At 52.8% G+C, this 14,086-nt stretch carries 14 protein-coding genes; 9 read left to right on the top strand and 5 right to left on the bottom strand.

Going from position 1 to position 14,086, the window contains the following annotated elements:
* The first annotated feature begins 42 nt into the window (after positions 1–42).
* From CWO84_RS10890 to CWO84_RS24160, 5 genes are all read left to right on the top strand, one after another.
* A complete protein-coding gene (locus tag CWO84_RS10890; RefSeq protein WP_101052669.1) occupies positions 43–909 on the top strand; it encodes an NAD(P)-dependent oxidoreductase in 867 nt (288 codons plus the stop codon).
* Positions 910–925: 16 nt separating this feature from the next.
* Positions 926–2,245 carry a UDP-glucose/GDP-mannose dehydrogenase family protein gene (locus CWO84_RS10885; RefSeq protein ID WP_101052667.1) on the top strand — a complete coding sequence of 440 codons (1,320 nt, stop codon included), beginning with the start codon at positions 926–928 and terminating at the stop codon, positions 2,243–2,245.
* Positions 2,246–2,811: 566 nt separating this feature from the next.
* Positions 2,812–3,075, top strand: a complete 264-nt coding sequence (locus CWO84_RS10875) for a hypothetical protein (RefSeq protein ID WP_101052665.1) — start codon at positions 2,812–2,814, stop codon at positions 3,073–3,075.
* On the top strand, positions 3,059–3,373 hold the full coding sequence (locus tag CWO84_RS24165; protein ID WP_133120667.1) for a hypothetical protein: 315 nt from the start codon (positions 3,059–3,061) through the stop codon (positions 3,371–3,373). Before CWO84_RS10875 ends, CWO84_RS24165 begins: the two co-directional genes overlap by 17 nt.
* Before the next feature lie 18 nt (positions 3,374–3,391).
* Entirely contained in the window at positions 3,392–3,754 is a 363-nt protein-coding gene (locus CWO84_RS24160) for a hypothetical protein (protein WP_205800368.1), read from the top strand.
* 403 nt (positions 3,755–4,157) lie between these two features.
* Here CWO84_RS24160 and CWO84_RS10865 read toward each other — a convergent pair whose 3' ends face one another.
* Both CWO84_RS10865 and CWO84_RS10860 read right to left on the bottom strand, forming a co-directional pair.
* Positions 4,158–5,555: an amino acid permease gene (locus CWO84_RS10865; RefSeq protein ID WP_101052663.1), complete on the bottom strand. Its 1,398-nt coding sequence runs from the start codon at positions 5,553–5,555 to the stop codon at positions 4,158–4,160.
* A gap of 13 nt (positions 5,556–5,568) precedes the next feature.
* A complete protein-coding gene (locus CWO84_RS10860) occupies positions 5,569–6,324 on the bottom strand; it encodes a pentapeptide repeat-containing protein (protein ID WP_240618026.1) in 756 nt (251 codons plus the stop codon).
* Between the two features lie 290 nt (positions 6,325–6,614).
* Between CWO84_RS10860 and CWO84_RS10855 the strand changes: the two genes are divergently transcribed.
* Genes CWO84_RS10855 through CWO84_RS10840 form a run of 4 tightly spaced genes read left to right on the top strand, consistent with a single transcriptional unit; the run spans position 6,615 to position 10,553 of the window.
* A complete protein-coding gene (locus tag CWO84_RS10855) occupies positions 6,615–8,054 on the top strand; it encodes a UbiA family prenyltransferase (RefSeq protein ID WP_101052661.1) in 1,440 nt (479 codons plus the stop codon).
* Positions 8,055–8,057: 3 nt separating this feature from the next.
* Positions 8,058–8,423 carry a membrane protein gene (locus CWO84_RS10850; protein ID WP_033156796.1) on the top strand — a complete coding sequence of 122 codons (366 nt, stop codon included), beginning with the start codon at positions 8,058–8,060 and terminating at the stop codon, positions 8,421–8,423.
* Between the two features lie 25 nt (positions 8,424–8,448).
* Positions 8,449–10,092, top strand: coding sequence for a hypothetical protein (locus tag CWO84_RS10845; protein ID WP_051670003.1), 1,644 nt, complete (start codon positions 8,449–8,451; stop codon positions 10,090–10,092).
* The gene (locus CWO84_RS10840; protein ID WP_033156795.1) at positions 10,089–10,553 is read left to right on the top strand and encodes a DciA family protein; all 465 of its coding nucleotides are present in this window, start codon (positions 10,089–10,091) and stop codon (positions 10,551–10,553) included. The genes CWO84_RS10845 and CWO84_RS10840 overlap by 4 nt, the downstream gene beginning before the upstream one ends.
* Before the next feature lie 72 nt (positions 10,554–10,625).
* Here CWO84_RS10840 and lpxC read toward each other — a convergent pair whose 3' ends face one another.
* The 3 genes from lpxC to ftsA all read right to left on the bottom strand — a co-directional run bounded on the left by lpxC (position 10,626) and on the right by ftsA (position 14,073).
* The gene (gene lpxC / locus CWO84_RS10835) at positions 10,626–11,552 is read right to left on the bottom strand and encodes a UDP-3-O-acyl-N-acetylglucosamine deacetylase (protein ID WP_033156794.1); all 927 of its coding nucleotides are present in this window, start codon (positions 11,550–11,552) and stop codon (positions 10,626–10,628) included.
* A 110-nt stretch (positions 11,553–11,662) separates the two neighbouring features.
* Complete coding sequence (gene ftsZ, locus CWO84_RS10830; protein ID WP_033156793.1) at positions 11,663–12,823, bottom strand: cell division protein FtsZ; 1,161 nt, start codon at positions 12,821–12,823, stop codon at positions 11,663–11,665.
* 23 nt (positions 12,824–12,846) lie between these two features.
* Positions 12,847–14,073 (bottom strand): cell division protein FtsA, encoded by a 1,227-nt coding sequence (gene ftsA, locus CWO84_RS10825; protein WP_020483769.1) that lies wholly within the window; start codon positions 14,071–14,073, stop codon positions 12,847–12,849.
* Positions 14,074–14,086 lie beyond the last annotated feature (13 nt).

Genomic DNA, 14,086 nt, shown 5'->3' with positions numbered 1-14,086 from the left:
AAGACGCTATAATGGTCCAGACAATATTTCGGGGGATATAACATGCGGGTAGGCTTGATCGGATTGGGGGCAATGGGCCAGGGCATGGCGCGTAATCTTGCCAAGGCCTGCCACTTAACCGCGATTTACAACCGGACCTTTAGTAGAGCCGAGGCATTGGCGGCGGAATTGCAAGTCCAGGCTTGCGAGACTATCGAACAACTGGCCGGTCAAGTCGATGTCGTGTTGATCTGTGTGTCGGCGGACAAAGACGTATTGACGGTGGTGGATGCAGTCGCTAAAACCGTTCGCCCTGGTAGTGTGGTGGTGGATATGTCCACGGTCAGCAGTGAAACAGCGATTGTCGCGGCGCAAAAACTTGCGGAGAAGAATGCCGCATTTCTGGATGCGCCAGTGTCCGGCGGCGTGGAAGGCGCCAACAAAGGCACGTTGGCCATGATGGTCGGTGGCAGTGCGCAAACCTTGGAGCTGGTTCGGCCCGTGTTGGCGGCCATGACCGCACGTATCGAACATCTGGGCGATGTCGGTGCCGGGCAAGCCTGCAAGGCAGTGAACCAGATTATGTGTGCGGGGATTAACCAAGCGGTGACCGAAGCTTTGGCGTTTGCGGAAGCGCAAGGTTTGCCGATGGACAAAGTCATCGAGGTCGTCAGCGGCGGGGCGGCGGGTAACTGGTTTTTACAGCATCGCGGCAAGACCATGACGCAACACCAATTCCCGCCAGGATTTAAACTGGCGCTTCATCATAAAGACTTAAAAATAGCCCAGCATATGGCGCAGCATGCCGGTGTAGGTTGTCCGCTAACCATCGCCACACTGGCGGATTATGCCAAACTGATGGCCAAGGGTTATGGCGACGAGGATATTTCCGCGTTGTATCGATTAAAACAGAAACGAACTTCCAATTAGTTTACAAGGTGTAACGATGAAAATTACGGTGTTTGGCAGTGGATATGTGGGTTTGGTGACGGGCGCCTGTCTGGCCGAAGTGGGCAATCAAGTGCTGTGCATGGATGTTGACCAGCGCAAAATCGACCAACTCAAACAAGGCGTCATCCCGATTTACGAACCGGGTCTGGACGAGATGGTCAAGGATAATGTTGCAGCAGGACGTTTGAGCTTTACCACCGACGTGAAAGAAGCCGTGGACTTTGGTTTGTTTCAATTCATCGCGGTGGGTACGCCGCCGGACGAAGACGGCTCAGCCGATTTGAAATACGTGTTGGCGGTGGCGAAAAGCATCGCCGAACACATGAGCGATTACAAAATCGTCGTCGATAAATCTACCGTGCCGGTCGGCACTGCCGACAAGGTCAAACAGGCCATCAAGGATGTATTGGCCGAGCGCAGTCAGGAATTGGAGTTTGACGTCGTCTCCAATCCCGAGTTTTTGAAAGAAGGCTCGGCGTTGGACGATTTCATGAAGCCGGACCGTATCATCATCGGCACCGACAACCCCAGAACTGCCGAATTGCTGAAAGCGCTGTACGCGCCGTTCAACCGCAGCCGGGAGCGGGTGATCACGATGGACATCCGTTCCGCCGAGCTGACTAAATACGCCGCCAACGCCATGCTGGCGACCAAAATCAGCTTTATGAACGAGCTGGCCAATCTGGCGGAAAGACTGGGTGCCGACATCGAAAACGTCCGCCACGGCATAGGCTCCGACAGTCGTATCGGTTATAGCTTTATTTATCCCGGCTGCGGCTATGGCGGCTCCTGCTTCCCGAAAGACGTGAAAGCCCTGGAACGCACCGCCCGCGATTACGGCTATCAAGCCGAATTGCTCAGCGCGGTGGAAAACGTCAATGACCGGCAAAAGCACCGTCTGTTTGAAAAAGTTTCCACGCATTATCCCAACGGCGTTAAAGGCAAAACCTTTGCGTTGTGGGGCCTGGCGTTTAAACCCAACACCGACGACATGCGCGAAGCCCCCAGCCGGGTATTGCTGGAAGCCTTGATTGATGCCGGTGCCACAGTGCGAGCCTACGACCCGGAAGCAATGGAAGAAGCGCATCGGATCTACGGCGATAAAGCCGGATTGGTGTATTGCGCGAAACAGGCAGACACCTTAAGCGATGTCGATGCGTTGATCATCGTCACCGAATGGAAACAGTTCCGCAGCCCGGATTTCGATGATTTGGGTCGCTTGTTGAAAGACAAGGTGATATTCGATGGGCGGAATATGTATGAGCCTAGGTTGGTTAAGCAGTTTGGGTTGCAGTATTACGCGATCGGAAGGTAATACTCCCTCTCTTGCTGGAGAGGGGCGGGGTGAGGAGATTTTGGTGTCGCTGGCGCGACGGCTTGATTTAATGTCGGTTCGCGGATCGACGACCGCGATACTTTCTTTTGCTTGGCCAAAAGAAAGTATCCAAAGAAAAGGCCACCCGGACGCCGCTTATCTCCTGCGCTCCGAAGCTTTCGCCGGGGGTAGACGAAAGGGGCTTCCTGCCTCTTCGTCAACGCGCCGCATCCATGCGACGCCCCTGCGGGCTGATCCCGCCGAAAGCTCCGGTGCTCGGCGCGGCATACGGGAGCCCCCTCGCCCCAATCGCAGCTTATTCTTTACGAAGTTTTCCCTCGTTCCCACGCGCCGCGTGGGAATGCAGACTATCCGCGCCAGCGGTAACATTAGACCAAGCTATCAAACGAGGTCAATCGTACAGGCGGAGCGTGGGGTATTGCGAAAAGCATTGTCCTACACAAAGTCCTGGGCAATGGCACGTTGCGGCGTTATGGTTTAGTTGTGCCATCAGAACTCTCAACAGCTTAGGCTGTTGGATTCAACCGCCGGATGCGGAAAACCGCATGTCCGGTGGTGTGGCAGAGGTGACGGGCGCAATCCCGTCATCCCGAGCCGATCCGAATGATTTAAGGCCAACATACGGCGCAATACGGCTGCGCCTATTGACGCCCTACGAATTGCGCCTTACGGCCTTATTCATTTGGCTTGACTTGGATAACAGTATCTGCGGCACTTATAAGACGAATGATGATGGAGACATTAACGTAAATGATATTATGCCCATTGAGATCAACCAATCAAAAAAACGTTATGGCAAAGCAATTTAGGCATGGCAGTCAAGATGTTCAGGGCGGAAAGTTAGCTGGTGCGACTGATAGAACTGACTACTTTTATTTTTTCTGCCCGAAATGTGAGGGCAGGAAGATTATGAGGTTGCTTGATTATAGGATTTGCGAAGAATCGGAGAAAAACAGCTACGATGATTTGCCAGAAATTAAGTCAAAATCTGCTAAGGGATTTACCTTGCAATTCAGGCTCCACTGTGAAAATTGCAATTATTCTGACACCGTAAAAATATCAAATACGGGTTGGCAGGGCGGCGACCATTCAGCAGCTTTAGGTTAGATATTGAGGGTGTTTTTCATGCATTTCTCGTCGGTTTTGGCGATTCCATTAATAGCCCTAATATTGGTTGGTTGTATTCGTGCGCAACAACCAACTCGACAGGCAGTTGAAAAGATTGCAATGCTCAATTCTGGAATGTCAAAGGAAAATGTTTCGCGAATAATGGGTTTACCTGCTCGCACTGAGTTCGCCGGACAAAAAGAGGCTTGGCATTTTTGCAGAACAGGCGAGGGTTCGGATGAGTTTGCAGTTGTTATTTTTTCTGAAGGAAAAGTTGTTGCAGCAAAAAACTATAACGTTTCGATCGCTCAAAATGGTGGCGCTTTAGGAGATTGCTCAAAGTTTGTTCGCTCCGTACTTCAAGCCGACAAGCTGGAATGAGGAACTTGTAGGTCCGATTAGCACGGCGTAATCGGACTTATGTGTAAATTAAACCTCTCGTTATCCGCGACGGTTTTCTCCCGTATGCCGCGCCGAGCACCGGAGCTTTTGGACGGAACAGCCCGTAGGGGCGATGCAGGGATGCATCGCGTTGCCGAAGGGGCAGGAAGCCCCTTTTGGCAACCCCGTTCAAAAGCGAGGAGCGCAGGGAATGAGCGGCATCCGGGTGGCCTTTTCTTTGGATACTTTCTTTTGGCCACGCAAAAGAAAGTATCTCGGCCGTCGGGCCGAGACTCGACATTAAAATCAGCCGTCGCGCCAGCGACACATTAATTTGGAGATTTAAGCCCGCTATCCATGGCTCTGGATGCCCGCATCCCGGCGGGCATGACGCCATCCAAAGCTAAGAAGACCGCAACTGACTATGCTTCACCCCATACCCAAAATAAATCAAAAACCCAATCACCAGCCAAACGAATAACCGAATCCACGTATCAATCGGCAAACCCGCCATCAAACTCAAACACACCAAAATCCCGCCAATCGGCACATAGGGCACGGCCGGGCATTTGAAATGGCGCTGCATTTCCGGATGGCTGTTGCGCAAGATCCAGACGCCGCCGCAGACCAGTACGAACGCGAACAGGGTGCCGATACTCACTAGCTCGCCAAGCTTCTCGATAGGCATGAAACCGGCGAGTAAGGAGACCGCGACGCCGACTAGGATGGTCGATAAATGCGGTGTTTGGTATTTCGGATGCACCTGCGCGAATAGCGGCGGTAACAATTGATCCTTTGCCATTGAGAAGAAAATCCGGCTCTGGCCCATCAACAACACCAACATCACCGAAGTCAAACCGGCGATGGCGGCTATTTTAATGATCGGTGACAGCCAGCCCATACCGACATGATCGACCGCCAGCGCAATGGGTGCTGGGACGTTGAGTTCGGTGTAGGAAATGATGCCGGTCAATACACCGGCGACCAGAATGTACAGCAAGGTGCAGACGGCTAGAGAGCCGATGATGCCGATGGGTACGTCGCGCTGCGGGTTGATGGCTTCCTGGGCGGCGGTGGAAACGGCGTCGAAGCCGATGTAGGCAAAGAAAATTACCCCGGCCCCGGTCAAGACGCCGCCAAACCCGAATGGCATGAAGTTGGACCAATTTTCTCCTGTTTCTATGTGTTGGGAGCCGGCGACGATGAATACGATGATCACCGACAATTTGATCAGTACCATGACGAAATTGAAGATGGCTGATTGGCGGATGCCGATTACCAGCAGGCCGGTCAGCAATAAAATGATTGCTACCGCCGGTAGATTGATGAAGCCGGCCGCGGGGTTGGCCAGATAAGCGGTGGTGAGATAAGTGGGTAAATGTACGCCAAAATTTTCCAGAAAGCTGGTGAGATAACCGGCCCAGCCTATTGCCACCGTGCTGCTGGCCAGAGCGTACTCCAGGATTAAATCCCAGCCTATGATCCAGGCCATCAGTTCGCCCATCGTCGCGTAAGCGTAACTGTAGGCACTGCCGGAAACCGGAATCATCGCCGCCAGTTCGCTGTAACACATGGCTGCCAGGCCGCAGGCGATGCCGGCTAAAATGAACGATACCACGATGGCAGGACCGGCATATTTGGCGGCGGCGATGCCGGTCAAGACGAAGATGCCGGCGCCGATGACCGCGCCTATGCCCAGGATGGTCAAGTCCTTGGCCGTCAGCGTTTGCTTTAAGCCGTGCTGGACATCGGTCAAAGCTTCGACGGATTTACGTTGCAGTAATTGCTTGGGGATTTGCATGAAGTGGTCTCGATTATTTGGATGAGGTGGGCTTGACGGAATCAGGCAGGTTTTGGGCGCCGTCGAAGCGGGTGCCGGTCGTCACGGCCTCGGTAAAAATCGCGTCGTGCAATTTGGCTTGCGAGAAATTGGCGTTGGTCAGATTGGCACCGGTCAGATTGGCGCCGTCCATTTCGGCGGAATACAGATCGGCGTTTTGTAAGTTGGCGTTATTCAGTTTGGCGTGTTTTAACATGGCCCGGCCAAGCTGGGCGTTGCTGAGATTGGCACCGGTCAAATTGGCGCCTTTCAAGCTGGCGCGCATCAGGCCCATCGATTGATTCTTCATGTCTGCCGCCCATTGCACGTTGCTGAGATTGGCGTGGCTTAAATTGGCGCCGTCCATGATCGCCACCACCCGGCTGCCGCTCATATCGGCGTTGCTCAGGTCGGCGTGCATCAGGCTGACGCCGAAGATGCTGGTGTTGGCTAGATTAGCGGCGCTGAGCTTGATATTGGTCATCACCGTCAAATCCAGCGTGAGGCCTTGCAGATTGCTTTTATTCAGATTGGAGCGTCTTAGATCGGCGCCCCATAAATCGGCATTGCGAAAATCCAGATTCGACAAGTCCAGGTCGGTTAGGTCCTTACGGCGCAGGTCGGCGGGGTGTTGCTTGTCGGCCTTGGCCAGCATTTGCTCGACTTGGGCGCGGGTGAGATCGGCGGCATGGGCTATGCTTTGACTCGCCAGAAATAGCGCTAGAAATATTTTGATCGATAAGTTTGTCATTAAAACCTCCGCAATATTGTGATTGTTGATTCGGATAATCCGCTTGGCAGGACCGTATTGTCGTTGATAGTAACAGGGTCACAGACAGACTCAACGAGAAAAATGCTGCCCGGATTGTACTTGGAATTTTCTGGGGATTACGCGGGACGCAGCCAAGGGAGGTTGTGGGTGGCCGCGCGGGCCCAGTTAAACGTAGCTTGCGGAATTGCTGTTACATTACAATGCCTTCGATGAGCCAGATATTTTCGATTTTTTCAGCGTTGCACCAATCACTCTAAAAGAAACATAACATGACAGAAACTTCGCTAGCCGCGCTTGTCGTTGATTTGGATGGCACGCTGACGCCCACCGACACCTTGGTCGAATCGGTATTACAGGTCTGTAAACGGCAGCCGCACGCTATATTCAAATTACCGTTTTGGTTAGCGAAGGGGCGAGCGGCGTTTAAAGCGCGCGTGGCGCAAGCATCGTCGCTTGATGTCGAGAGTTTGCCTTATCGGACTGATTTGCTGGAGTATTTGCGCGCGGAAAAACGGAAGGGCAGGCAGTTGGTGCTCGCCACCGCAGCACATACCGATATAGCCGATGCGGTTGCCAAGCATCTGGATTTGTTCGATAAAGTGTTAGGCAGCGATGAGAACCATAATCTTAAAGGTGTCAACAAGCTGGAGGCCATCCGCGAGGCAGTGGGGCCGAATTTTGTCTATGCGGGTGACAGCAAGGCCGATTTGCCGATTTGGCGAGCCGCACAGGCCGCAATCCTGGTTAATACCTCAAAGCCGGTCGCGAAATTCGTGCGGGAACATACACCGATAGAACAGGAATTTACTGCCAACCTGAACCAAATCCGGTTGTGGTTGCGCGCGCTGCGGGTGCATCAATGGCTGAAAAACCTGTTGATATTCGTGCCGCTGCTAACGGCTTTTTCGTTTGATGATTTGGATAAGTTGGGTACCGTTGTACTGGGCTTCTTCGGGTTTTCCTTGGCCGCGTCCGCCACGTATATGGGTAACGATTTGTGGGACCTGGACAGCGACCGTAATCATCCGCGTAAGAAATTTAGGCCGTTTGCCAGCGCTGAATTGCCCATTTTGAAAGGTCTGGCAGCCGCTTGCGGGCTATTGCTGACCGGCCTGGTGTTAGCGCTCGCCGTGTCGCAGGCCTTTTTGGGCATGTTGCTGTTGTATTTATTCGTCACCACTACGTATACATGGCTATTGAAATCCTATGTATTGATCGATGTAATGGTGCTATCTCTGCTGTATACGCTCAGGATTATTGCCGGTTCCGTGGCCGCGTCGGTAGCGACCAGTTCCTGGCTGTTGGCTTTTTCGGTGTTTATCTTTTTCAGTCTGGCTTTAGTCAAGCGTTGTTCCGAACTGGTTGCTTTGCAACAAAAAGGCCGGGAAACCACACACGGCCGCGATTATCGGGCGGTGGATCTGGTCGTGCTCTGGCCCTTGGGTGTCAGTTCCGCGTTGTGCGCGGTGGTGGTGTTTGGTTTATTTATTACCTCGGCGGAGACTCAGATACGTTACCTAAATCCGCAGCTGTTATGGTTTGTGGCGATAGGCCTGATTTATTGGTTAGCACGCCTGTGGATTAAAACCGCTCGCGGGGAAATGCACGATGACCCGCTGGTGTTTGCGGTTCGCGACTTCGGTAGCCGGATCACAGTTCTGTTGATGCTGTTCGCCACATTAGCCGCTCATTTTTCACATTGGGAATAAGCCATGCAAATTCTACTGATCGCTATTTTTAGCATCGTCCTGTCTGTCGCCGCGCAGTTTATGCTGAAACTCGGCATGTCCAGTGTGGATGTCAAGCAGGCGATGGCCGGGCCGCTGACACCACGCCTGCCTTGGATCGTATTTACCAACAAATTTGTGTTTGCCGGTTTTACCTTGTACGGCGTGGGTGCGATAGTTTGGTTGAAGGTGTTGGCATCATGGGATGTCAGTAAAGCCTATCCCTTGGTAGGCTTGGGCTTTGCGTTAACCGTGCTGATCGGCATGCTGCTCGGCGAGACGGTCACCGCTTTCCGCGTCTTGGGCATTTTGCTGATTTGCGAGGGCGTTTGGCTCGTGGCCAATTCCTGATTCTGTTCCGAGATAACTAACAAGTATGACTTGGCAACTTAGAGCACTGTTACATCAATTATTCATTCTGTCTGTGATATCGCTACTGGTGATGGTGCATTTGCACTATAGGTCGCCGAGTTTTCCGTTTACGCCTGACAGCGCCAGCTATATCGAACAAGCCAGAAATTTTCTCAATTCAGGCAGCTTGCTGATTACTCCGTATGGCTTGGCGCCGGGAGATCAGGATCAGGTCGAGAATCGTTTGTTTCCCGTGGGTTTTGCTGTCGTTCTGGCGGCCGTTTCCAGTTTCGGTATCGATGCGAAAGATGCCGCGATAGGTTTGGCGCATTTTTCCGCCATTACATTGCCGTGGTTATTATTTTTCAGTTTTCGGCAGAGCCTTGGACCACTTTATGCTTTGCTGCTGGCCGGATTAGCAGCATTATCACCCGGTGTGCTCAAGCATTCGCTGATGGGGCTGACCGATGTATTCGGTTTATGGTTAGCGGTGGTTGTTATAGGGTTGACGCTTAACTCGCGGTCCATCGTCGGCTTTATCTTCGCTGGTTTGCTTGCCGGTATGGCTTACGCAATCAGAAATGCGCATTTAGCGCTGCTGGCTAGTGTTATTTGTTATTTTTGTTATTGCTGGTTAAGCAGTGCCGCTGGGGAACGGCGCGTTGTTTTGCTGCGCGCTGTTGCGGCGATGTTTGGCATGGCCGTGGTCGTAGCGCCGCTGCTGCTCAGAAATATAGTGATGTTTGGGTCGCTGAATCCCTATGTGATGGGGCCAAGCACGATAGGTTTTGTCGAGAATTTACGCACCTATATCGAGGCTTTGCTAAAGGATGCAACGGCTTGTAGCGAATGTGCCCGGTATGTGGCTTGGTCGCTGCCTGGTTTACTGGGATTCGGGGTTTTGATTATCGCCGCTGCCTACGCGGATTATAAATACCGCTGGTCCAATCTACCGACTTTCGGTAAAAAAACCTTGGCTATTTCAACTATTTATCTGGTCATGGGGTCCTGTGTGGTCGTTGCTGCCCGTACCCGCTATCAATGGGGCGAGGTGATTAATCTTCGCCACACCCTGCAATATTCGCCTTTTTTATGGGCTGGAATGTTTGCGCTGTTGGCTGATCATGGCAGGCAGCCCGCTATTATTGCCTGGAAGCAGGCCAAATTGGCGATTTCTGTTTGCTTGGTGTTTTTCCATGCTAGCTATGCGGTCAATTCGGAGAGTTTCCGCAACAGCGATAACGACTACCCGAAATTGGCGCAGGCATTTTCAATTGGAAAAGCCTATTTGTGCGGCAATCAGGCAGATACTTACTTGGTATCGAACTGGGCGCATGTGTTTCGGATAGAGTGCGGCGCACGAGTCCGCCAGATTGAAGCCATTGCCGCAGGGACAAAGGGTGGTGAAATGCGAGCGTTCATGTCCGCAGGTGATGGGTATATGTCAGTGCTCGAAGCTGTCAGTGACATAAAACAGCAAGCCGGCAGCCGACCAATTCGCGTCGGTTTATTTCCGGGCCGATTCGGTGTGGAATCTGAAAATTTGCCTTTGTCAGCCGTTGATGAACGGCAAATAGTGGCAAATGGCTGGCATATTATTAAAAACGATCAACAGGGCCTGATTCTGGAATATCCAAAAGCCGGCTCAGAGCAAATGAATTTGCAATGACTCGTTATCGCAAAAATGTGCTTAAGACCGCGCTGGATTTTGACAACAAGCAGTTGAATCTGTGTATGGCCAAAATTAACGCGCAACAGGCCTTGCTGACCATTGTCAGGACGGCGTTACCGTCTGAGATTGCTCCGCATGCTCAACATTGCGTGGCGTCAGGTGCGCAGATACTCTTGTACTGCGATTCGGCCAGCTGGGCATCGCAAATTCGGTTTTTCAATCGAGCGATTTTAGACAAATTGCATGATGCGGGGCATCCCTATATTGTCCGCTTGCAAGTACGGATTGTGCCGCCGACAGGCGAGCCGATTCGGCCAAAACGCACACCGCGCTTGCCGTCAGCGGAAAATGTCGGTTTGATTGCACAGCAGTTTAAACAGGCGGATGAGCAGGATGTTTTGGCGGCGGCTTTGGCGCGTTTGGGTGCTACGTTGGCGAAACGCTTGCGGGAAGATTAGTAGGTTTTGGCAGGATTGTGGCCGATCAAGTTGACCGGCCACGGCACAGCTTAATGTCTGTGTGATGCGGGATTAGCCTGTCGCGCGTGCTGATGTTTGCGCGGAATGCATAAAGGAAATCGGTGCGTCCTCGGCATTTTCGAAAGTCACCATTTCCCAGGCGTCTTTGTCGTTCATCAGGCTCAGCAGCAACTTGTTGTTCAGCGCGTGGCCGGATTTAAAACCCTGGTATTCGCCAATCAGGCTGTAACCCAACAAATACAAGTCGCCGATGGCGTCGAGAATTTTGTGTTTCACGAATTCGTCGGCATAACGCAGACCGTCTTCGTTCAACACTTTATCGTCGTCCACCACAATGGCGTTATCCAGACTGCCGCCCAGCGCCAGATTGTTCTCGCGTAAAAACTCGATGTCCTTCATAAAGCCGAAAGTACGGGCCCGGCTGACTTCTTTAACGAAGGTCGTCGAAGAGAAATCCATCACCGCGGTTTTCAAATGCTCGGAAAACGCCGGATGTTCGAAATCGATGGTAAAGGTCACTTTAAAACCCTCGAACGGTTCGAACGCGGCCCACTTGTCGCCGTCTTCGACGCGGATTGCGCGTTTGATACGGATATATTGTTTGGGTACGTCCTGCTCGACCACGCCGGCCGATTGCAACAGAAACACAAACGGTCCGGCACTGCCGTCCATGATAGGCACTTCGGCGGCGCTGACATCGACAATCGCATTGTCTATGCCCAAACCGGCCAAAGCTGACAGCAAATGTTCGACGGTGGACACCTTAACGCCGTCGCGGACCAAAGTCGTGGACAGCTTGGTTTCGCCGACATTTTCAGGGCGCGCGGCTATCATCACCGGGGTTTCCAAATCCACGCGGCGAAAACGGATGCCGGTATCGGGCTCGGAGGGGTGCAGGGTCAGATACACTTTATCGCCGGTATGCAAACCAACGCCGGTGGCTCTGATGGTGTTTTTTAAAGTACGCTGTTTAATCATGAAATGCCGACAAATAGGTAAAACAAAGCCGGGGAGTCTATCACAGATTATGCGATAGCTCCCCCCGAACTTGGTTGTGCAGCCTCATAAGGACTCGTCGCAAGCGGACCTCAGTCTGCTTGACGTCTCAAGAAAGCCGGTACATCCAAGTAATCCAAATCGACGTCGTTTCTAGGTTGCGCGCCGAAGCGGGATTCCCGAGTCGATTCCTGTTTTTGCTGGCGGACGATGGTCGGTTTGTCCAATTGATCGTAATTGATCTCGCCGGCCGCGACTTTTTTCACCAGACTGATAGGCGAAGCCGCTTGCTTGGCTTTTTCACCCATACCGGTGGCGACGACGGTGACTTTAATTTCCTGGCCCATGGCTGGATTAACTGCCATACCGATTTTCATGTCGGCGTCTTCGGAAGCGAAGGCGTGCATGATGCTGCCGATTTCGTCGAACTCGTTCAAACCCAAGTCGCCGTTGGAGGTGACGTTCACCAAAATGCCGCGCGCGCCTTGCAGATTGTTGTCGTCCAACAATGGGCAGGCAATGGCTTTTTCCGCCGCTAAACGGGCGCGATTTTCTCCGCTGGCGACGCCGGTGCCCATGATGGCGCTGCCCATATTGGACATCACAGTCTTGACGTCGGCAAAGTCGACGTTCATCAAGCCAGGGTGAGTAATCAGCTCGGTGATACCTTGTACCGCGTCGCGCAACACGTCGTTAGCGGCGCGGAATGCTTCTACCAGCGATTTATTGTTGCCCAAAGTCGGCAGCAGTTTTTGGTTAGGAATGATGATCAAGGAATCGACCAGTTTTTCCAGTTCGCGTAAACCGGCATCGGCCACGCCTTTTTTCTTGGAACCTTCAAAATCAAAAGGTTTGGATACGACAGCGACTGTCAATACACCCAGTTCTTTCGCCACTTCGGCAAATACCGCGATGGCACCGGTACCGGTACCGCCACCCATGCCTGCGGTCAGAAACACCATGTCGGCGCCGGCAATGACTTCGCGGATGCGGTCACGATTTTCTTCCGCTGCGGCTCTACCGACTTCAGGGCGAGTGCCCGCTCCCAGGCCTTTGGTGAGTTCAACACCCAATTGCACGATGGACTCTACGTTCATTTCCCGCAGGGCTTGGGCATCGGTGTTGGCGCAGATAAATTGCACGCCGTCGATACCGTCTTCCACCATGTGGTTAACCGCATTACCGCCACCGCCACCGACGCCGATGACTTTGATAACCGCGGTGCCGCTACTATCCAATAATTCATATTTCATTTTCACACCCTCCAGACAAAAAATTAAAAATTTCCTTGAAACCAGCTTTTGATTTTTGACAACAGATCCGCGCCATCATCGTTCATGCCTAACGCCCGGCCGTGATGGTCCTTGCCGTACAGCAACAAACCCACCGCGGTCGAATAAATCGGGTTTTCCGCTACATCGGTCAATCCGGATACATGCAGCGGCACCCCCATGCGAACCGGCATATGGAAGATTTCCTCCGCCAATTCGACCAACCCTCTCACTTGCGAACTGCCGCCGGTGATCACCATGCCGGCGGCAATTAAATCTTCATAGCCACTTCTTCTTAACTCTGCTTGCACCAACAACATCAATTCTTCATAACGCGGCTCGACGATCTCAGCCAGATTCTGCGCCGAGATCTTGCGCGGCTCGCGGTCGCCGATGCTGGGCACCGCGATGGTTTGTTGCGGGTCCGCCAATTGCGTCAACGCGCAAGCATATTGGCGTTTGATTTCCTCCGCGTTTTTGGTCGGTGTGCGCAACGCCACGGCGATGTCGTTGGTGACCTGATCACCGGCAATGGGAATCACCGCCGTGTGCTTGATCGCGCCTTCCGAGAAAATCGCAATATCGGTGGTGCCGCCGCCGATGTCGATCAGGCAGACGCCCAGATCTTTTTCATCGTCAGTCAATACCGCCGCGCAGGAGGCCAGTTGCTCCAACACGATGTCGTCCACGTCCAGCCCGCATTTACGGATACATTTGACGATGTTTTGTTCGGCACTGACGCTGCTGGTGACCATATGCACCTTGGCTTCCAAACGAATGCCGGACATGCCGATGGGCTCCTTGATGCCTTCTTGCTGGTCGATCACAAACTCCTGCGGCAGGATGTGCAGGATTTTCTGATCCGCCGGAATCGCCACCGCCCGCGCCGAATCGATCACTCTATCGATGTCGTGTTGGGTCACTTCCTTTTCCTTGATCGCCACGATGCCATGTGAATTCAGGCTTTTAATATGGCTGCCGGCGATACCCGCAAATACCGATTTGATCTGGCAACCCGCCATCAATTCGGCTTCCTCAATCGCCCGCTGGATGGAATGCACGGTCGATTCCAGATTGACCACGATGCCTTTTTTCAAGCCCTTGGACGGCGCGGTGCCGATGCCGATCACTTCGATCTCGTCGCCACCGCGGTATTCACCAACGATAGCAGCGACTTTCGACGTGCCTATATCCAGCCCCACTAATAAATTTCGATCTGTCTTTTTGGCCATTGTTTATGCTCAG

The sequence above is a fragment of the Methylomonas sp. Kb3 genome (assembly GCF_002834115.1).
In the GTDB taxonomy this organism is placed as follows: domain Bacteria; phylum Pseudomonadota; class Gammaproteobacteria; order Methylococcales; family Methylomonadaceae; genus Methylomonas; species Methylomonas defluvii.
The sequence above is the reverse complement of the archived record's forward strand: the minus strand, read 5'-3'. Positions and strand labels throughout refer to the sequence as shown.